This is a genomic window from Sellimonas sp. (assembly GCF_047234585.1).
Classification (GTDB): Bacteria; Bacillota; Clostridia; order Lachnospirales; family Lachnospiraceae; genus Sellimonas; species Sellimonas caecigallum.
The window spans coordinates 1-19,742 of sequence record NZ_JBKSWG010000027.1 but is presented as its reverse complement, the minus strand read 5'-3'; the positions used below and the strand labels follow the sequence as shown (position 1 = coordinate 19,742).

The following is a 19,742-nucleotide window of genomic DNA, read 5'->3' as shown; positions in this document are numbered from 1 at the left end:
CTTTGCCTGGGCATGGCAGAAAAGCAGGCAAAGGTGTGTGTCAGCAGGAAAAACAGTTTGTGAGAATAAAGTTCAGTATGCTGCTGCTGCGCTGGCGATGGCAGGGACTTTTATCCCTATGTATATTGTAAATGCGGGAATGTCCTATGTCGGAAACGATTATGCCAATTATTACCGATATTATCAGAATATCGCGGCCGGAAGAGAGCAGGATGTGGATATCGCGTACAAGCTGATCAATATTTTTGTTATTGATGCAGGACTGGATTTCCAGTGGGTATATTTTATTACGTGTTTTATCGCATATGCCCTGCTGATTCTGTGTGTTTGGAAGTATTCGAAAAATTATGTGCTCAGTTACCTGCTGTTTTTTACAAGCGGTTATTTCTTTCTTCTCGGGCTAAATCAGATCAGACAGTTTGTTACGATGGGCTTTGTGCTGTGGGGAATGCAGTATATCCGGAAAAAGAAATTCTGGAAGTATGCGCTTTGTATCCTTCTTGCTGCTAGTTTTCATTTTACCGCCTTGGTAATGATACCGTTTTACTTTATACTGGATAAAAAGATTAAATTTTCTTTTTATTTCGTCATTAGCATGTGCGCACTGCCGATCAACTTTTTCCTGACAGATATTCTGACATTTCTGTTTAAGACTTTTTTGCCGAGATATCTGCAGTCAAACTATATATCAAAAACGTACTCGCTGAATATACCATATTTGACAATGATTGTTGTCAGTGAGCTTGTGATTTTGTTTTTGATTGGAAAGAGCAGAGAAAATCGCACAGATGAGAACAACAGGATCTTTTTTAACTCAACGATGATCGGAACAATTATGGCCATGTTCTGTACATGGCTTCCGGAATATCAGAGATTTGTATATTACTTTTTTATGTGTTCCATCTTTTTTATACCAAATCTGTTGACGACGGAACCAGTAAAATGGAAAAAGGCGCTGCTTTTGCTTGCAGTAATCGGCGCTGATCTGATCTATCTTGTTATGTCAGCAGGAGAAATGAATGTGCTGATCTATAAAAGTGTTTTTTAAAGTGAGGTATTTATGAAAGTTGGAAGTGTAGTAAAAAATCTTTCATACTCTGTGCTGGCCAACGGGACAAATACACTGGTATCTATGATACTGGTGCTGTTTGTCCCTAAAATACTTGGAGTAAAGGAATATTCATACTGGCAGCTGTATCTTTTCTATGCGTCCTATGTGGGATTCTTTCATTTTGGATGGGCGGACGGAGTATATCTGAAATTTGGCGGGAAAAAATACAGTGAGCTGGACAAAGGATATTTTCATTCCCAGTTCTGGCTTTTGACTATATTTGAAATCATCCTTGCTCTCATTTTTGGTGCAGCGACGTATCTGTTCTGCGATGATGCAAATAAAGAAGCTGTGCTTCTGGCGGTAGCATTCTGTTGTGTCCTGCAGATTCCGCGGACGTTTCTTCAGTATCTTCTGCAGACTACAAACAGGATTGTGGATTATGCGAGAAACTATCTGCTGGAAAAGATCGTCTATGCTGTTTTGGTAATTGGATTCCTTGCAGCGGGTATTCGGAATTTCCAGATTCTGATCGGGGCAGATTTGTTTGCCAGGGGATTGACTCTTGTCCTTCTTTCCAGAGAATGTAAAGATATCGTCAAAGGAAAGGTAATAGACTGGAAAAATGGAATCCGGGAAGCGTGGGACAATGTAAGTATCGGAATCAAGCTGATGATCGCCAACATTGCTGGGCAGCTTCTTGTCGGAATCGTGCGGTTTGCCATTGAAAATCACTGGTCCGTGGAAGTATTCGGAAAAGTCTCTCTGACGATCACAGCGTCCAATCTTCTTCTGGCCTTTATCAGTGCGGTAAGTATTGTAATCTATCCGATGCTGAAAAATATGGATGAGGAGCATTATGTTCAGATATATACCAAGATGAGGAACATTCTCATGATCTTTGTTCTTGGACTTCTGATTGTCTATTATCCTGCAAAAGTGATCCTTTCCTGGTGGCTGCCAAAATATGCGGAGAGTCTTCAGTATATGGCGCTTCTGTTTCCGATGTGTGTGTTTGAGAGTAAGCTGACTTTGCTGATCAGCACGTATCTGAAAGCACTGCGCAGAGAGAAACAGTTTATGATCATCAACTGGATTTCCGTGGGAATCACGCTTATAGGGACAGGAATCACAGTTTATCTTCTGGATAATCTGACGTTTGCCATTGCAATGCTTCCGGTATTGATGGGAATTCGCTGCTGTATTGGGGAGGCACTGCTGTCCAGAGCACTGCACTTTTCCCTGTGGAAGGATATGGCTGCGGAATGCGTCCTGGCAGGGGGATTTATCCTGATCAGCTGGAATATCCAATCATGGCTTTCCACAGGTCTGTATTTGTGTATGTACCTGATTTATCTTGTGTGGAAGAGAGAGTTCTTGAAAGAAACAGTCCATGAGGTAAAAAAACGTATTTTTAACCGATAGAAACAGAGGATATATATATGATAAAAGTTAGTGTGATTATGCCGGTTTATAACGGCGAGAAATTTATAGAGCGCACATCAGGAATGATTCTGAACCAATCTTTGAAGGAAATCGAATTGATCCTTGTAAACGACGGGTCAAAAGATAATTCTGCGGCACTTTGCGACAAGATCGCAGAAGGAGATCCGAGAGTAAGGGTAATCCATCAGAGTAATCAGGGAATCTGTGGGGCCAGAAATGCGGGGATTAAAGAGGCAAAAGGAGAATATATTGCCTTTGCAGACCAGGATGATGATTGTCTGCCAGGATGGCTGAAGGATAATTACGAAGTGGCAAAAGAATTTGATGCTGATCTGGTAAAATCCGGGCGGATTGCGGAGACAATTGATGAAAAAGGCACAGTTATCAAAAAAGACGTAAGAGAACTGGAAAAACGATTTTATGACAAGGAAGAACTGAAAAAAAACTACTATGTACTACGGGATCGCAATGTCTTTTCTCCTGTATGGGACGGACTGTTCCGGAAGGAAGTCATCGACCAGTACCGTCTGCATTTTCGGACAGAGTTTAAGCAGGGGGAAGAGGATACAGCCTTTTGTCTGGAGTTTCTTGTGCACACAAAGCGGTTTGCTACAAATACAGGGGTATATTTTAAGCACTATGAACGTTATGCCACAAGTACTTCGAGCGTATTCAATATCGAAAGTCTCAACGGTCTTGTCCGAAGTGGTATGATTGAAGAGAAAGTAAAAGAAAAAATGGGGCTTGAAAGCAGAAGTACAGAGTCTGTCATCAGCAGTGCAAAACACCATCTTATCCCGATTATGGTACAGCTTTATCACAGGAACTGTGACTGGAACATGAAGAAAAGAACGCAGTATATCTCCCATCTCCATGAGTATTCTGCCTTTCAGTATGAATTTGACAAAAAAACTTGGAAAGAGATATGGCAAAGAGACAAGAAAAAAGCAATCGTGCTTTGGGAGTTTGCAAAGAGGCACGACCGTACCGTCGTAGTCATCGCGAAATTATACAAATGGTTTCTGACAAGGAAACTCAGGGCAACGGTACATAAATATGATTAGTTCGGAGGAAGAAAAATGAGTAAGATTCAGGTCAGCGTCATCATGCCTGTATACAATTCGGAGGAATATCTTGAGACGGCCATCAAGAGCGTTCTTGATCAAAAGATGGAAGATATGGAACTTCTGCTTGTGGACGATGGCTCTAAGGACAGAAGCGGAGAAATCTGCGATAAATATAAAGAAGATAAGAGAGTGAGAGTATTCCACAAGGAAAACGAGGGCATTTGTGCTACGAGAAATTTTGCGGTAGATCACGCGGAAGGAGAATATCTGGTCTTTATCGACAACGACGATGAGTTGGCTGCGGATGTGTTGGAAAAGAACTATGCACTTGCAAAAAAATATGACGCCGATGTAGTAAAGTATGGATGCAGTATTGAAGAATCGTTTGCGAACGGATATGTGGACAAGCGGGCAAATGTATTCAAAAAATTCAGAGTTTTCGACAGAGAACACGCGGCGAAATATTATGCAGTAGCAGAAAAAGAACGTTATTTCAGTTATATCTGGAACGGTATGTACAAAAAGAGTTTTTGGACGGAAAATCATCTCAAATTCGACACATCTATCAAATGTGGATTTGAAGACCGGGTATTAAATTATGAGATTTTCCAAATTGCCGGAAAGCAAGTGTTAAATCCGGAAATTGGCTATAAATACTATCAGAGATTTGAGCACAGCACATTCAAGAAATTTAACCGAAATATGCTTTATTCCTGTCTTCTCTCTGCGGAAGCAGAGTATGAGCTTTTTCAGCATCTGAAATCGAATCCGGATTTCCATTCAGACTGGATACAAAAATCTGCGGAATATTTAACGGAGTTTTTGATGCTCCTCAGCAGAAGCGACAATGATATGACGAAGTCTGAACTTACAGACTTTATGAGAAAGCTGAGAAAAAGCAAAGCCTTTCGTGATGTGCAGAAAAAAGGAAGCGACAAGAGGCTGTCCATGACGAAGAAAGGTGTCGTCCGGCTTTTTGTAAAAGGAAAGTACGGTCTTCTTCTGAATGTTTCCAGAGTGTATGCACGTTTTATTTTCCTGAAAAAAAGAATGGGCAAAAGATAGAAGAGGTGTGATTGAAGATGAAACATATTGCAGTAGTATTTGCCGGGGGAATCGGGAAGCGAATGAACAGCAAAGCGCTTCCCAAACAGTTTTTGAGACTGTACGGAAAAGAGATCATCGTCTATACGCTGGAACATTTCGAGAGTCACAGTGAGATTGACGCCATCGCCATCGCCTGCGTGAAAGAATGGATTCCTTTTTTGAAAGAGCTGGTGGAGAAGTACCGCCTGACAAAAGTGGCAAAGATCGTTCCTGGCGGGGAGAGCGGACAGGAGTCTATTTACAACGGTCTGTGTGCCGCAAGAGAAATCGCCCGGGAGGAAAAATGTGTGGTGTTGGTTCACGACGGCGTACGGCCGCTGATCAACAGAAAATTGATAACCGAATGTATTGCTATGACGGAAGAAAAAGGAAGTGCCGTGACGGTGGCTCCGGCTATCGAGACGATCATCCGCTCCGATGATAAAAAGACAGTAGATCAGATTATCGAGAGAGCAGACTGTATGCTTGCAAGGGCGCCTCAGTGCTTTTTCCTGGATGAAATCCTTGAAAATCACGAGAAAGCAAGGATGGAAGGAAAAAGCGATTTCATCGACTCTGCTTCCATGATGTCCCATTATGGGAAGGAACTCTATCTTGTAGAAGGACCAATGGAAAATATCAAGATCACAACGCCGATGGACTACTATACATTCAAGGCGCTTGTGGAAGCCGATGAAAATTCACAGCTTTTCGGTGTATAGAAAAATACAGGAAAGGGGAAGCAAAAGTGAAGGGAATATTGACAGAAGATTTTGAGATGATCAGCAGGGAAGAATCTATTCGAAAACTGGCTGGAAGCACAGTGTTGTTGACAGGGGCCACAGGGCTTATCGGATCTCTGATGGTACGGGCGCTTCTTTACTACAATGTGCATGCGGACAAGGGAGAGAAGATAAAAGTCATCGGATTTATCCGCAGCCTGGAGAAGGCAAAAGATGTTTTTCAGGACGCAGTATCTGATCCGAATCTGCTGCTTGTTGAGGGAAATCTGGCCGAGCCGGTCAAAATCGACGGTGCGATAGACTATATCGTCCATACGGCCAGCGCCACCACTTCAAAGTTCTTTGTGGATAATCCGGTGGAGACTATCGAAATATCTTACCAGGGAACAAAAAACATTCTTGAGCTGGCGAAAGAGAAAAAATGCAAAGGAATGGTATATTTATCTTCTATGGAAATGTATGGACAGACGAACCCGAAGCTTGAGAAGGTCGAAGAGGAAGATCTTGGATATATCGATGTTCTGAATGTCCGCAGCAGCTATTCAGAAGGAAAGAGAATCTCAGAATGCCTGTGTGCGGCTTACGCCGATGAATACCATGTCCCGGTCAGAATCGCTAGACTGGCACAGACATTTGGTGCGGGCGTGCAAAAAAGCGACAACCGTGTCTATGCACAGTTTGCCAGAAGTGCTGTGAAAGGGGAAGACATCGTCCTTCACACAGCAGGCAAGTCTTATGGAAATTATTGCTATACGGCAGACGTCATTCGCGCCATCGCACTTCTTCTGGAAAAAGGGGATGTCGGTCAGGCTTACAACGTGTGCAACGAGGAGACGACAAGAACCATTGCAGAGATGGCACAGATGGTAGCGGAAGAATTTGGTAAAGGGAGATCAAAAGTTGTGTTTGATATCCCGCAGGATGCAAAGACATACGGCTACGCCCCTGATGTGAAGATGCATTTAAGCGCGGAGAAACTTTGTAAACTCGGCTGGAAGCCGCAATATGGACTGAAAGAAATGTACCGCCGAATGATTGCAGATCTCCATATGACAGAAACAGAAGACTAGATTAGAAAGAGGATTCACAGTAAGGAGGAAAATGTGAGATACTGGAAAAAAGCAGGCATAATCCTCGCAGCATTTTTACTGCTCACAGGAATCGGAGAAGTAAAAACTGCGCAGGCCGAAGAGACACTGAAAGATGAAAACCCACAGCGAATTGAATCCGTCACAGGGATGCAGACGGACGGTACTGTGCTGGAGCAAGAGCAGGAAAGCGGTATCGTGGAAGAGAAGACGGGGAGAAGAGCTGCCAGATCATCGGCTGTTCAGCTTGTAAACTTTAACACGAAAGCCAGCGGACAGACGACCAGTTTTACGATGGAAGGGACCAACCAGTCCGGGTATACGTACGGACCGTATGGGGCAGATGGGATTTATCTTGGCGAGAGTGACGGAAAAGTTCGGTTTATGCTTTCCGGAACCATTGGTCTTGTAAATGCATCAGATGTCCAGATTGTGGATTTTTCAGCCGCAAAAGCGGTAAGCTATTACACAGTGTCCAATGGGCGCCTGATCCATTATATTGCTACAAACATGCAGAATGGGACATACGGAAGTACACTGGACAACGGACCGGCCCCGTCATATCTGAAAAGCGGGACAAAGTATTACAGTTACGATGGACATTATTTCTATACAGAAGATAAGCTTACCGATATGGTAAGTGATTACTCCGCAGGGAGAAGAACAGCTTCTGTGAATCCATCCCAGCCGTTTTATAATTATTTTCAGTTCCTTCCAATGAGGAGCAAGACCGCGTTCAGTGCATCGGAACTGAATGCTGCGATCAACAGCAAGACAGATTCTTCATCCAAGATGTACAATATGGGAAGTGAGTTCATCAACAAACAGAATACATATGGAACCAACGCTCTTTTGATGACAGGTGTGGCGGCAAATGAGAGTGCCTGGGGAAAGAGTAATATCGCTCAGACAAAAAATAATCTCTTTGGACTAAATGCAGTAGATTCTTCCCCAGGAGAAAGTGCCAATTACTATGCGGACGTATCCACATGTATCAAGGATTTTTCCGAGACGTATATGTCCATGCGATATCTTCGCCCGGGGTACAGTTACTATAAAGGCGGATTCCTCGGAAACAAGGCAGCCGGGATTAACGTTCACTATGCTTCAGACCCTTATTGGGGAGAAAAGGCGGCAAATGTGGCATGGAATCTGGACAAGGCAGCCGGAAACAAAGATGCAGGACGCTACACTCTTGGTGTCAAAGATGTGATGACTGCAGGTTACACAACGCTCAATGTCCGAAAAGAACGATCCGCATCTTCCACAAAGCTCTATTCCACAGTAAAAAATCCGGGTTACACATTCATACTGCTGGAAAACGATCCGATATCCGGATTTTATAAAGTCCAAAGCGATGGGGTTTTGGACAGCGCGCGGGAGACCGTAAGGACAGACACAGGAAACTATGATTACAATCAGATGTATGCATATGCGAGCCAGGACTACATAACAAAAGTAAATACCGGAAGCGGCACGGGCGGATCCGGTGCACAACCACCGGCCGCAGAACAAGGCGTATCCTACAGCGCTCATGTACAGACATATGGATGGCAAAATTATGTGTCCAATGGAGCAACAGCCGGGACAACAGGACAAAGCAAACGGCTGGAGGCAGTGAAGATCAAATTAAGCGGACAGAAATATGCCGGAAATATTGAATACAGCGCTCATGTACAGACATATGGATGGCAGGATTACGTATCTAACGATGCAACAGGCGGAGTCATCGGACAAAGCAAACGGCTGGAAGCTCTGAAAATCCGGCTGACCGGAGAGATGGCAGAAAACTATGATGTTTATTACCGAGTGCATGCGCAGAATTTTGGCTGGCTTGGCTGGGCAAAAAATGATGCACCGGCGGGAACGGCAGGATACAGCTATCGCCTGGAAGCAATTGAAATCCGCCTTGTAGAAAAAGGTAAAAGTGCCCCTGGATCCGTGAAAAATGCATACAAAGAATATGACAGCTCCAAACCGGCAGGGATCAAATACGAAGTACATGTGCAGGACAAAGGATGGCAGTCTTCGGCAAACGGAAATGAGGCCGGAACGACGGGAGAATCTCTCCGATTGGAAGGCATGAAAGTGACACTTGACAATCAGCCGTATGCTGGAACAGTGGAGTACAGTGCTCATGTGCAGGGGACAGGATGGCAGAGTAAAGTATCCGATGGAGATTTGTCCGGAACGACCGGACAGAGCAAGCGAATGGAAGCCATTACCATCAACCTTACCGGTACTATGGCTGAACATTACGATATTTATTACCGGGTGCACGCTCAACGATTTGGCTGGCTTGGCTGGGCAAAGAATGGACAGGCAGCTGGGACAAGCGGTTACAGCTACCGCCTGGAAGCACTGCAGATCCAGCTTGTGCCAAAGGGAGGAAATGCCCCGGGTGAACAGAAAAACTGCTATAAAGAATATGACAGTACGAAACCAGCTTCCATCAGCTATAGCGGGTATGTAGAAGGAAAAGGACGGATCGATCCGGTAACAGATGGAGCGGAGATGGGATCTACGGGAAGCTCTCTTAGACTGGAAGGGATCCGGATTGCTCTTCAGAATCAGCCGTCATCAGGTATGGTAGAATACCGTGCGCATATTCAGGGAACTGGTTGGCAGAATGTGGTATCAGACGGCACGACTGCCGGGACACCGGGCCTTGGAAAACGGATGGAAGCCATCGAGATCAGTCTGACAGGCGATATGGCAAAAGAGTATGACGTTTATTATCGTGCTCATGTGCAGAAACTTGGCTGGCTTGGCTGGGCAAAAAACGGCGAACCGGCCGGGACAAGCGGGCTTTCTTATCGAATTGAATCTATTCAGATTCAGCTTGTAGAAAAAGGAGGAAAAGCTCCGGAAGGAAATGGGGATGCTTACATCTCGTTATAAGACTGTGATAAGAGAAAAAGGGGCATGTATCGGATGCGGTATGTGCTCTTTTTATATGGGGATCGGATTTTTGTGCCATGGAATCTCATAAGTCTTAAGAAAAAGATAAGGAAAACAGACAAGGAATTAATGAGAGAATTTCTGGACATTTTATTATAAAACGTGTATGATAATTAGAGTACAATGTATAAATCTGAGACGAAAGAAGAGGTACAGTTTATGAAGACGATGAAACGATTGGCAGCGATGCTGTTGGCGGTTTGTCTGATGGTGCCATGCGTACAGCTTGCCGTGCAGGCAGCAGATGGTATTATATTCTTTTCAGACCTAACCGATGTCAAAGTCGGAGAAGAATTTACCATAAAGGGCAGCGTCAAAAATCGAGGCGGAAATCTCGGGAATGTCGACATTACAATGCAGTACGATACTTCAGCGATGGAGTTTGTAAGCGGCGACACTGGTGTGACAGATAATGGAGACGGAACCATCGAGTATTCCGGAACCGTGCAGGGACAGGATCTCCTGGAATTTAATATGACATTTAAGGCATTGATCCAGGGAGAGACAAGAATGCGTCAGCAGAGTGCCACAGTGACAGCGGAAGACGGAACAACGCTTGATATGGAAGAAGGATATGCGGATATTGCAATCGTGGAAGGCGATGGAGCAAGCCAGACGAGTAGTTCAGGATCCGCGCAGGCAAGCAGTAAGAAGATCACAGTGGGAAGTGAAGAGTACACGATTGCTTCTGATTTCCCGGAAAATGCCCTTCCATCTGGCTTTGCAGCAGCAGATATCACTTATGATGGAGAAACGGTAAAAGGGGCAAAACAGGAAAAAGGCGATCTTCAGCTTCTGTATCTTTTGGACAGCAGCAATCAGGGGGCATTTTATATCTACAATGAGAGTAAGAATGCATGTTCTCCGATGCAGATGATCAACCTGTCCGAGACAAGTTCCATTATTCTTCTTGACGATGTGGAAGATGTGGAGCTTCCAGCAAGATACACGAAAGTAGAACTGGAGATTTCTGACGATCATTCTGTACCGGCATGGCATGACTCTAAGAATGACAGATTTTACCTTCTCTATACGGTAAACACAGATGGAGAGAAGGCATTATACAAATATGATTCGAAAGATCAGACATACCAGTATTATGGACAGCCAACGTCTGCTGCATCTGCGTCCGCAGATACTCCATCAGGTATCATCGGTAAGATTACCACATTTGCCGGAGATCATATTGAATATGTGCTGATTGGCGCAGCATTTGCGATTTTGATCTTCCTGCTCCTGATCATCATTTTGGCAGTCAAGCTGCACCGCAGAAATCTTGAACTGGATGACGTCTACGATGAGCTGGATGAGCTGAATGGCAAAAAGGAAGGAAAAGCGGCAGAAGCTGTCCCGGAAGTACATCAGGAGATTCCAGAGCCGAGCCTGGCAAAAGATGTAAGAGAAGAAGAACCGGCACAGGATGATGACTTCGATGACTTCGAAAGTTATGATGAAGACTTCGAAGAGGAGTACGATGAAACGTACGACGATTACGAAGACGAGGATTATGACGATTACGATGATTACGAAGATGAAGACTATGAAGAAGACTATGACTCCGATTACTATGATGATGATTATGAAAATTATGAAGAAGAGTATGAGGAAAGAAGACCGGTAAGAAAGCAGAGTCGTACGTCTGCAAGAAAAGTGAAAAAGCAAGAGAATGACGATGACGATGATTTTTCCATCGATTTTATTGATCTCTAAAAAAGAAACGGTGTGACCTTCGGGCCATGCCGTTTTTGTATAGGATGGGCATTTGCGCAAACGAAACTTTTCCTGTTTCACAGTAAATCAAATTTGGGGTTTACAAATATGGTGTCTGATGATACAATACTGAACATAAAAGTGCAAAAAACAAGGTAAATAGTACAAATATATGGAGGTAAGACGATGTGCGGTATTGTTGGATACATTGGAACAGAACAGGCTGCCCCGATTCTGCTTAGCGGCCTGTCAAAGCTGGAATACAGAGGATATGATTCGGCAGGAATTGCCGTATATGACGGTACGAAAGTAAATGTCGCAAAGACGAAGGGAAGACTAAAAGTTTTGACTGAACAGACTCATGACGGGCAGAAATTGCCCGGAAAGCTTGGAATCGGCCATACAAGATGGGCCACGCATGGCTCCCCGTCTGACATGAATGCACATCCTCACGCCAACAGCGATGAAAGTATTGTGGTTGTACATAATGGAATCATTGAAAATTATATCAAGCTGAAAAGAAAACTGGAGAAGAAAGGCTATACTTTTGTATCCGAGACAGACACAGAGGTTATTGCCCATCTGCTGGATTATTATTACAGAGGAAATCCGCTGGAAGCAGTGACGAAAATTATGCATCGTATGGAAGGTTCGTATGCTCTGGGGATTCTGTTTAAAGATCATCCGAATGAGCTTTACGCGGTAAGGAAAGACAGCCCTCTGATCGTAGGTCATACGAAAGGAGGCAGTATCATAGCATCTGATGTCCCGGCAGTACTGAAGTATACGAGAGACGTGTACTTTATCGAAAACGAAGAAATTGTCCGGATGACAGAATCCGAGATGGAATTCTTTACAGTCGATGAGGAACCGCTTCAAAAAGAGCCGGTGCACATCGATTGGGATGAAAATGCAGCGGAAAAGGGCGGATATGAGCATTTCATGCTGAAGGAAATGTATGAGCAGCCGAAAGCGATCACAGACACCTTCTCCCCACGGCTGAAAAACGGCGATATTGTGATCGATGAATTGGGAATGAGCGATGGTGATATCCGGGAAATCCGAAAGATCATGATCGTTGCCTGCGGTTCAGCATATCACACAGGTGTGACGGGCAAATATGTCTTTGAAGGGCTTGCAAGGATTCCTGTGGAGGTGGATCTTGCTTCGGAATTCCGGTACAGAGATCCAATTCTGGATGAAGGGACGCTTGTAGTAGTCATCAGCCAGTCCGGCGAGACGGCAGATTCTCTGGCAGCACTGCGGGAGGCAAAAGCAAGAGGCCGCCGTGTACTCGGCATCGTCAATGTCGTAGGAAGCTCTATTGCCAGGGAGGCAGACAATGTGATGTATACGTGGGCTGGACCGGAAATCGCAGTTGCAACGACAAAGGCCTACAGCTGCCAGCTCATTGCCCTGTATCTGCTGGCTATGAAGTTTGCAAAAGTCCGGGGGATGATTTCAGAATCAGAACTGGAAGAAATGATCACGGAGCTGAAAAAGATTCCGGCGCAGGTGGAAATGCTGCTCAATAACAAAGACCGTATACAGAAATTTGCAAATCGTTATCTGGCTGCAAAAAATATCTTTTTTATCGGGCGCGGAATTGACTATGCGATTTCCCTGGAAGGTTCCCTGAAATTGAAGGAAATCTCCTACATTCATTCTGAAGCTTATGCGGCAGGAGAACTGAAACATGGTACTATTTCGCTCATTGAGGATGGCACTCTGGTAACCGCACTTGTTACACAGGAAGAGCTGTACAAGAAGACAATCAGCAATATTGTCGAGGTAAAGACGAGAGGAGCGTTCGTCATGGCTGTAACCAACACCGGAAATACGGATGTGGAAAAGGCAGCAGACTATGTGGTATATATTCCAAAAACAAACAAATATTTTGCCAACTCTTTGGCTATCATACCACTTCAGCTTTTTGGATACTATGTGTCTGTAGGGAGAGGGTGCGACGTGGATAAGCCGAGAAACTTGGCAAAGTCGGTAACAGTGGAGTAGAAAGATGAGAAGGTAAACAAAGGAGAGGAAGGACAAGAAAGCTGGATTTACTGGGAAAGGAAATTCAGCTTTTTTTTATTTTTTTATCACAATTTCAACACATTTTTTCTATAGACTGAGCCATATAAGAAAAAGTTATGCCAGAAGAAAGGGGATAAATGTTATGAGCCATGAATATGAATATTACAATCCAGGTCCGGAACCGGATCGAAACAATTTTTATACGGATCCAACTCCTGAGCAGGAGCCGCCAAGAAAGAAAGGAAGAAAAAAGCTTTCAAAAGCAGCAGCAGTGGTAGGATTTGCAGTGCTGTTCGGGGTTGTAGGTGGAGTGACATTCCAGGCGACGAATGCCGTGACGGGAAAAATTTTCGGTACATCCGCAAAAGAAAGTTCATCCAAGGTTGATACGGCACAGCTTACGAAGTCCGATCAGTCTGATTCCGGATCATCAGGAACAGCGGATGTGACACAAATCGCGCAGAATTCCATGCCGTTTGTCGTATCTATACAGAATATGAGTGTCAAACAAGTCCAGGATTTCTTTGGAGGGATCCGGGAACAGACGGAGCAGAGTGCAGGTTCCGGAATTATCGTAGGACAGAACGACAACGAACTTTTGATTGTGACAAACAATCATGTGGTAGAGGGAAGCACAACACTTACCGTAACATTTGTAGATGAAAAAAGTGTCGAGGCATCCATCAAAGGTACAGACCCGACAAAAGATATCGCAGTTGTGGCAGTGCCGATGAAAAATATCGGCTCCGATACAAAAGAGCAGATCAAAGTGGCAACACTGGGCGATTCAGAGAAACTTCAGGTAGGTGAAGATGTTGTCGCCATTGGGAATGCACTTGGATATGGACAGTCTGTGACAAACGGAATCGTAAGTGCAAAAGACAGAGATTTACAGATGGAAGGATTTGACTGCAAGCTGATCCAGACAAATGCAGCGATCAATCCTGGAAACAGCGGCGGAGCGCTCCTGAACAGTAAAGGCGAGGTCGTCGGTATCAATACAGTAAAAGTAAATGATTCCGCTGTAGAAGGAATGGGATATGCGATCCCGATCTCTGATGTGACGAGTATTATCCAGAATCTGATGAACAAGGAGACAAGGACACAGGTGCCGGAAGCACAGAGAGGATATATCGGAATCGAAGGATTTGACCTGGATGAACAGAGCGCAGAACAGTTTGGAATGCCGACCGGAATTTATATATCAAAAGTGCAGAAAAATGGTGGGGCAGAAAAAGCCGGTATTACACAGGGATGCATCATTACCGGAATAGAGGGAGTCGGAGTAAGCAACATGGAAGATCTCCAGGCACAGTTGAGCTATTATAAAATCGGAGAGAAAGTAAAACTGACTGTGCAGTTCCCGTCAGATAAGGGCAGTTATGAGGAAAAAGAAGTGGAAGTGACACTGACACAGATGTTAGGGTAAAACGATTCAAAAAGGAGAACCGCGAGAATGATTGATATGCCCCCTGTCAAGTAGACAGGTCAAATATCTAAAATAAGATGCTCAGAATCAGTCGCACGATTTCGTGCGGCTGATTTTTAGGCACACCACTTAGCTTTGCATTTCTCAATTCGTTTATTTTTTGCTATTGGATATGCTTGAGGGACGTCAGAAGATAAAGCTTCTGATCTTACCTCTGCCGTTGTTTTGCAGTTATACCTGCTCTGTGGTCTTTCGTCACGATAGAATCGCATATACTCCCTGATCGCATTACGCAGGGACATTTCATCTGTACTCTTATACATTTGATACATTTCTGATTTTATGATTCCCCAGAATCCTTCTGTTGGACCATTGTCAATACAATGTCCTATTCTTGACATGGATTGTATCATTTCGTTGTCTTCTAGTTTCTTTTGGAATACCCTGCTTGTATACTGAAAACCTCTATCGCTATGAAAAATTGGCTTGGCATCTGGGTTGGCTGATTTCAGCTGTTTCTTCCGGCTTAGAAGTATTGTACTTTTTCTTCTTTTTGCGGATGACAGAATGTATTCCAAGCTTTTTCATAATCCGATGGATTCTCTTTCTGGAAAAATGCGTTTGATTGAAATGATTGATCCAATCTGTCATTCTTCGATATCCCAGGATATGAGAAAAACGTTCATCATACTCTTTGATCAGTTCTGCGATTTCCCGATTTTCCCGTTCTTGCTGTGGAATGATTCTATGTTTCCGTTTATAGAACGCAGCCCTTGCAATTCCAAGCTGTTTGCACATCCAGTTGATGCTCCAGCCGTTGTTTGTATAGAAGTATTCAATTGCCAGATACTTTGGTTCGTGGCGTTGTTTTCCCAGCCTCACATCCCTTCGAATTCTTTCACTTTTTTTAACAGTTCAACAACCTCATCATCTGTTTTGAGCCGTCCACGCCTGTCTGTAAGACCTGTCTTGCCCGCAGTATCATATTTTTTTACCCAAAAATACACTTGACTATAAGAAACATCATAGAGTGCGGCTGTACCCTTATAATCACGATTGTGTTCAATACAATAGGTAACGATTTTTTTTGCGTTCTTCAATGGTGGTTTTTCGTCTTGCTTCTGCCATATAGACCTCCCGTTTTGGATCGTAATCCTTAAGTTCTCTATTGGCATTATACATCTTGATCCAAGATTCTAAAACACTTGGATAAACTTTATATTTTGCTCCTGTATTCATAGAACTGCCGTAGCCAGAAAGAACTTCCTCAACACACATGGTTTTAAATTCACTGGTATAGCTTGCATTTCCAGGGCCACAGATAAAGGCATCAATTCCATGCACCTTGTAAGCAGCAACCCATTTTTGTATAGTTGTTTTTCCAATATGATATTTATCCACCAAGTCATAGAAAGAACCTTTACCATCAAGATATTCCTGAACTACTTTTGTTCTGAAATCAGCAGATCATTTAGATTTTGACATAAGAAATCCCCCTTAAGTAGATTTTGGCTATTTACCCTGTCTACTTAAGGGGGATCATATCAGAATGCGGTTCCTTTTATATTGCCAAAAAAAGGAAAGAATCGATTCTGCTTGACACGTAGAGAAAACAGAGTTATTATAAACATATACCGGGTAAGGGTATATGAAAGAGGTGGTTAAATGAAAACAGAAAAATATGTTATAACAGGAATGTCCTGTGCAGCTTGTTCAAGCGCAGTAGAACGTGTGACAAAAAAGATAGATGGTGTCAGTGAAAGCAATGTGAATCTGACGACAGGTATCATGACTATCACATATGAGGAAGGGAAGGTTACGCCGGAGAAAATCATTGCCAAAGTAGAGCGCGCAGGATTTGGAGCATCCGTATATGAAGAGAAAAACAGGAAAGAGAGAGAAGTGGAGGAAGAGAATCAGGAGCAGGAAATACACAAGACGAAGCGGCATGTGATCGAAAACCTTATCTTGGCAGTACCGCTCTTATATCTGTCCATGGGACATATGCTCCCGTTTCAGCTTCCGGTTCCGGATTTGCTGAGCATGGAAAAGAATCCGCTTTATTTTGCACTGGCACAGCTGATCCTGACAGTCATTATTTTGATCAACGGAAGGAAATTTTATATCAATGGATTTGGAAGCCTCTTCCGGGGACACCCAAATATGGATTCTCTCGTAGCAATTGGGACAGGAAGTGCATTTATATATAGTGTTGTCATGACGATCACGATTCCGTCCAATCCTCATGCATCTCATCAGTTGTATTTCGAATCTGCGGCAATCGTGGTAACACTTGTAATGCTTGGAAAATACATGGAGGGAAGAAGTAAGAACAAGACGAAAGAAGCAATCCGCAAGCTCATGGAGCTGGCACCGGACACGGCGGTTCTTCTTCAAAATGGAGAGATGAGGGAAGTACCGGTAGAAGAAGTAAAAGTCGGGGATCTGGTTGTGATCCGGCCAGGCAGCAGAATCCCTCTGGATGGGATCGTCACGAAAGGGAGCACGACGGTAGATGAATCTATGCTGACAGGCGAGAGCATTCCGGTAGAAAAAGCGGTGGATGATGAAGTTATCGGCGGAAGTGTGAATTTTCAGGGAAGTCTGACAGTGAAAGTAACGAGAACGGGTTCAGATACCACTCTTGCTAAAATTGTGAAGATGATGGAGGATGCACAGGGAAAGAAAGCACCGATCTCGAAACTGGCCGATACAGTGGCAGGGTATTTTGTGCCGGCAGTCATGTGTATCGCCGTGATCGCAGCGGTTATATGGCTGTTACTTGGACATGATATTGCATTTGTCCTTACAATTTTTGTATCTGTCCTTGTTATTGCCTGTCCGTGTGCGCTTGGACTTGCAACTCCGACAGCTATTATGGTAGGGACAGGACTCGGCGCATCCCATGGTATTCTCATCAAAAGCGGGGAGGCACTGGAAATCTGTCATAAAGTAGATACGGTTATTCTGGATAAGACAGGTACGATCACGGAAGGGAAACCATCAGTCCAGGAGATCCACACAGAAAAGATGAAAACGGAAGAACTTCTGTTTATCGCGGCATCCTGTGAACAGGTATCCGAACATCCGCTCGGACAGGCCATTGTTGAGTATGCCCGAGACAAAGGAATGTCTCTTGCAGAACCGGACGATTTCCAGAGTGTGACAGGACAGGGAATCTGGGCGGAAATGGAATGGAGAGGAGAGAAGAAACGGTTTTATATCGGAAACAAAAAGCTGTGTGATGCGCAGAATATAGACCTTGGCATATATGCGCAAAAAGCCGCACAGATGGCGGAAAAGGGTCAGACTCCGATGTTCGTCGCGTCAGATGGACAGGTGGAAGGGCTTATCAGCGTGGCGGATAAGATGAAAGAGACGAGTAAAGAAGCAATTCGGAAGATGAAAGAGTTGGGAATCGAAGTATGTATGTTGACCGGAGACAACCGACTGACTGCCCAGGAGATCGGAAAACAGGCAGGCGCCGACAAAGTCATCGCAGAGGTGCTTCCGGAAGATAAGGCAAATGTTGTGGAGGCATTGCAAAAAGAAAATAAATGTGTCATGATGGTAGGAGACGGAATCAACGATGCCCCGGCTCTCGTACAGGCGGATGTCGGAGTGGCCATCGGAAGCGGGAGCGACATCGCGCTTGATTCCAGCGATATCGTCCTTATGAAATCGGATCTGAACGATGTGTATAAGGCGATCCACTTGAGCAAGGCGACTATCAGAAATATCAAGCAGAATCTGTTCTGGGCATTTTTCTACAATAGTCTTGGGATTCCGCTTGCGGCAGGAGCGTTGTATGCGATCAACGGAATGCTTCTGAATCCTATGATCGGTGGACTTGCCATGTCGCTTAGTTCAGTATGCGTTGTGAGCAATGCGCTCAGACTGAGGACACTGAAATTGTAAAACTAAGAAAGGAAGAAGAATGGAACAAGAGAAGATCAAACACCGTGACGCAAAAGAAGTAAAGAACATGATCAGCAGGCTGAACCGCATCGAAGGCCAGGTGCGCGGGGTGCGGAAAATGGTGGAAGAAGAGAGGTATTGTGTGGATATTCTTGTACAGGTGCAGGCGATCCAGGCGGCTCTCAATGGGTTTAACAAAATGCTTCTTTCGGAACATATTCATTCCTGTGTCGTTAACAATATAAGGGCGGGGAATGACGAATGTGTGGATGAATTATGTGAAACAATTAAAAAACTTATGAAATAACAGGAGGACTAAACAGTGATGAAACTAAATGTGACAGGGATGCACTGCGAAAAATGTGTGGAGCGTATCACAAAAGCGATGGAATCAGATGGAATTAAAGGAAAGGTAAGTTTGGAAGAAAATTGCGTCTATCTGGAAGACGAGAGCAAGATGGACGAGATGGTGGAACTTCTGGATGATCTTGGATTTGAGGCAAGCAGGTAGGAAAATGTAAAAAAAGAATGTGCCCATTTTGGACACATTCTTTTTTTGAAATCTGTTATCGACAGGCCGGATTATCGAATTCCGGGTTGAGTGCATAGAAGTTTCGGCTGTCAAGATGATCGGTCACGATCCGCAGAGACTCGCCGAAACGCTGGTAGTGAACAATTTCCCTTTCACGGAGGAACCGGATCGGTGCGATGATATCCGGATCATTGACAAGGCGCAGGATATTGTCGTATGTTGTGCGGGCTTTTTGTTCTGCTGCAAGATTCTCATGAAGATCTGTGATAGGATCGCCTTTTGACTGAAATACAGTGGCAGTCCACGGAGTTCCGCTTGCGGCCTGCGGCCAGAGAGCGAGGGTATGGTCCACATAATATGTCCCGAAACCAGATCGTTCGATTTCTTCTGGTGTCAGATTTCGCGTGAGCTGATGGACGATGGCACAGATCATTTCCATATGAGCCAGCTCTTCGGTTCCGATATCGGTAAGAGTTGCTGTAACTTCTTTGTATGGCATCGTGTAACGCTGGGAGAGGTAACGCATGGAAGCGGCCAGTTCCCCGTCCGGCCCCCCGAATTGTGTAATGATGATCTGAGCAGCTTTTGGATCTGGTTTTGAAATTTTTACAGGAAACTGCAGTCGTTTTTCATAATTCCACATAATCAGCATCCTCCTTCCTGCCATGGCCACGGCT

Annotated in this window: 18 protein-coding genes; 13 read left to right on the top strand and 5 right to left on the bottom strand. The window is 44.3% G+C overall.

Annotated elements, in window-relative coordinates:
• Window positions 1-37 precede the first annotated feature (37 nt).
• The 10 genes from ACLROL_RS10330 (at window position 38) to ACLROL_RS10285 (ending at window position 14,615) form a co-directional block, all read left to right on the top strand.
• Entirely contained in the window at window positions 38-1,048 is a 1,011-nt protein-coding gene (locus ACLROL_RS10330) for an EpsG family protein (protein ID WP_158096519.1), read from the top strand.
• A gap of 12 nt (window positions 1,049-1,060) precedes the next feature.
• On the top strand, window positions 1,061-2,476 hold the full coding sequence (locus ACLROL_RS10325; protein WP_221919237.1) for a lipopolysaccharide biosynthesis protein: 1,416 nt from the start codon (window positions 1,061-1,063) through the stop codon (window positions 2,474-2,476).
• Between the two features lie 17 nt (window positions 2,477-2,493).
• Window positions 2,494-3,561, top strand: coding sequence for a glycosyltransferase family 2 protein (locus tag ACLROL_RS10320; RefSeq protein WP_413067779.1), 1,068 nt, complete (start codon window positions 2,494-2,496; stop codon window positions 3,559-3,561).
• 15 nt (window positions 3,562-3,576) lie between these two features.
• A complete protein-coding gene (locus tag ACLROL_RS10315; RefSeq protein WP_413067778.1) occupies window positions 3,577-4,629 on the top strand; it encodes a glycosyltransferase family 2 protein in 1,053 nt (350 codons plus the stop codon).
• 17 nt (window positions 4,630-4,646) lie between these two features.
• Window positions 4,647-5,372 (top strand): IspD/TarI family cytidylyltransferase, encoded by a 726-nt coding sequence (locus ACLROL_RS10310; RefSeq protein ID WP_413067777.1) that lies wholly within the window; start codon window positions 4,647-4,649, stop codon window positions 5,370-5,372.
• 26 nt (window positions 5,373-5,398) lie between these two features.
• Window positions 5,399-6,463 carry an NAD-dependent epimerase/dehydratase family protein gene (locus tag ACLROL_RS10305; RefSeq protein ID WP_413067776.1) on the top strand — a complete coding sequence of 355 codons (1,065 nt, stop codon included), beginning with the start codon at window positions 5,399-5,401 and terminating at the stop codon, window positions 6,461-6,463.
• A 33-nt stretch (window positions 6,464-6,496) separates the two neighbouring features.
• The gene (locus ACLROL_RS10300; RefSeq protein WP_413067775.1) at window positions 6,497-9,382 is read left to right on the top strand and encodes a glucosaminidase domain-containing protein; all 2,886 of its coding nucleotides are present in this window, start codon (window positions 6,497-6,499) and stop codon (window positions 9,380-9,382) included.
• 219 nt (window positions 9,383-9,601) lie between these two features.
• Window positions 9,602-11,152, top strand: coding sequence for a cohesin domain-containing protein (locus ACLROL_RS10295; RefSeq protein WP_221919234.1), 1,551 nt, complete (start codon window positions 9,602-9,604; stop codon window positions 11,150-11,152).
• Between the two features lie 186 nt (window positions 11,153-11,338).
• Window positions 11,339-13,165, top strand: a complete 1,827-nt coding sequence (glmS, locus tag ACLROL_RS10290) for a glutamine--fructose-6-phosphate transaminase (isomerizing) (protein WP_221919233.1) — start codon at window positions 11,339-11,341, stop codon at window positions 13,163-13,165.
• A 163-nt stretch (window positions 13,166-13,328) separates the two neighbouring features.
• Window positions 13,329-14,615 (top strand): S1C family serine protease, encoded by a 1,287-nt coding sequence (locus ACLROL_RS10285; RefSeq protein ID WP_287448354.1) that lies wholly within the window; start codon window positions 13,329-13,331, stop codon window positions 14,613-14,615.
• Window positions 14,616-14,731: 116 nt separating this feature from the next.
• Here the strand turns inward: ACLROL_RS10285 and ACLROL_RS10280 are convergent, their stop codons facing one another.
• The 4 genes from ACLROL_RS10280 to ACLROL_RS10265 all read right to left on the bottom strand — a co-directional run bounded on the left by ACLROL_RS10280 (window position 14,732) and on the right by ACLROL_RS10265 (window position 16,016).
• Window positions 14,732-15,016 (bottom strand): IS3 family transposase, encoded by a 285-nt coding sequence (locus ACLROL_RS10280; RefSeq protein WP_413067781.1) that lies wholly within the window; start codon window positions 15,014-15,016, stop codon window positions 14,732-14,734.
• Window positions 15,017-15,086: 70 nt separating this feature from the next.
• Window positions 15,087-15,497: an IS3 family transposase gene (locus ACLROL_RS10275; RefSeq protein WP_413067774.1), complete on the bottom strand. Its 411-nt coding sequence runs from the start codon at window positions 15,495-15,497 to the stop codon at window positions 15,087-15,089.
• A complete protein-coding gene (locus ACLROL_RS10270) occupies window positions 15,494-15,790 on the bottom strand; it encodes a helix-turn-helix domain-containing protein (RefSeq protein ID WP_413067773.1) in 297 nt (98 codons plus the stop codon). Before ACLROL_RS10270 ends, ACLROL_RS10275 begins: the two co-directional genes overlap by 4 nt.
• Window positions 15,678-16,016 carry a hypothetical protein gene (locus tag ACLROL_RS10265; protein WP_334301315.1) on the bottom strand — a complete coding sequence of 113 codons (339 nt, stop codon included), beginning with the start codon at window positions 16,014-16,016 and terminating at the stop codon, window positions 15,678-15,680. The genes ACLROL_RS10270 and ACLROL_RS10265 overlap by 113 nt, the downstream gene beginning before the upstream one ends.
• 264 nt (window positions 16,017-16,280) lie before the next feature.
• Between ACLROL_RS10265 and ACLROL_RS10260 the strand changes: the two genes are divergently transcribed.
• The 3 genes from ACLROL_RS10260 to ACLROL_RS10250 are packed head-to-tail and all read left to right on the top strand — an operon-like array spanning window position 16,281 to window position 19,044.
• Entirely contained in the window at window positions 16,281-18,533 is a 2,253-nt protein-coding gene (locus tag ACLROL_RS10260; protein WP_087200137.1) for a heavy metal translocating P-type ATPase, read from the top strand.
• Window positions 18,534-18,552: 19 nt separating this feature from the next.
• Complete coding sequence (locus ACLROL_RS10255; RefSeq protein ID WP_087200139.1) at window positions 18,553-18,840, top strand: metal-sensing transcriptional repressor; 288 nt, start codon at window positions 18,553-18,555, stop codon at window positions 18,838-18,840.
• 18 nt (window positions 18,841-18,858) lie between these two features.
• Window positions 18,859-19,044, top strand: a complete 186-nt coding sequence (locus ACLROL_RS10250) for a heavy-metal-associated domain-containing protein (protein WP_087200141.1) — start codon at window positions 18,859-18,861, stop codon at window positions 19,042-19,044.
• Between the two features lie 55 nt (window positions 19,045-19,099).
• On the opposite strand, the gene ACLROL_RS10245 is transcribed toward ACLROL_RS10250, so the two are convergent.
• Window positions 19,100-19,708, bottom strand: a complete 609-nt coding sequence (locus ACLROL_RS10245; RefSeq protein ID WP_087200143.1) for a manganese catalase family protein — start codon at window positions 19,706-19,708, stop codon at window positions 19,100-19,102.
• Window positions 19,709-19,742 lie beyond the last annotated feature (34 nt).

Excerpts from the sequence above, each read along its gene's own strand:
- ACLROL_RS10325 (WP_221919237.1), top strand. The coding sequence starts at position 1,061 with ATGAAAGTTGGAAGTGTAGTAAAAAATCTTTCATACTCTGTGCTGGCC.
- ACLROL_RS10320 (WP_413067779.1), top strand. The coding sequence starts at position 2,494 with ATGATAAAAGTTAGTGTGATTATGCCGGTTTATAACGGCGAGAAATTT.
- ACLROL_RS10315 (WP_413067778.1), top strand. The coding sequence starts at position 3,577 with ATGAGTAAGATTCAGGTCAGCGTCATCATGCCTGTATACAATTCGGAG.
- ACLROL_RS10310 (WP_413067777.1), top strand. The coding sequence starts at position 4,647 with ATGAAACATATTGCAGTAGTATTTGCCGGGGGAATCGGGAAGCGAATG.
- ACLROL_RS10295 (WP_221919234.1), top strand. The coding sequence starts at position 9,602 with ATGAAGACGATGAAACGATTGGCAGCGATGCTGTTGGCGGTTTGTCTG.
- glmS (WP_221919233.1), top strand. The coding sequence starts at position 11,339 with ATGTGCGGTATTGTTGGATACATTGGAACAGAACAGGCTGCCCCGATT.
- ACLROL_RS10285 (WP_287448354.1), top strand. The coding sequence starts at position 13,329 with ATGAGCCATGAATATGAATATTACAATCCAGGTCCGGAACCGGATCGA.
- ACLROL_RS10280 (WP_413067781.1), bottom strand. The coding sequence starts at position 15,016 with ATGTCAAGAATAGGACATTGTATTGACAATGGTCCAACAGAAGGATTC.
- ACLROL_RS10270 (WP_413067773.1), bottom strand. The coding sequence starts at position 15,790 with ATGCCAATAGAGAACTTAAGGATTACGATCCAAAACGGGAGGTCTATA.
- ACLROL_RS10260 (WP_087200137.1), top strand. The coding sequence starts at position 16,281 with ATGAAAACAGAAAAATATGTTATAACAGGAATGTCCTGTGCAGCTTGT.
- ACLROL_RS10255 (WP_087200139.1), top strand. The coding sequence starts at position 18,553 with ATGGAACAAGAGAAGATCAAACACCGTGACGCAAAAGAAGTAAAGAAC.
- ACLROL_RS10250 (WP_087200141.1), top strand. The coding sequence starts at position 18,859 with ATGAAACTAAATGTGACAGGGATGCACTGCGAAAAATGTGTGGAGCGT.
- ACLROL_RS10245 (WP_087200143.1), bottom strand. The coding sequence starts at position 19,708 with ATGTGGAATTATGAAAAACGACTGCAGTTTCCTGTAAAAATTTCAAAA.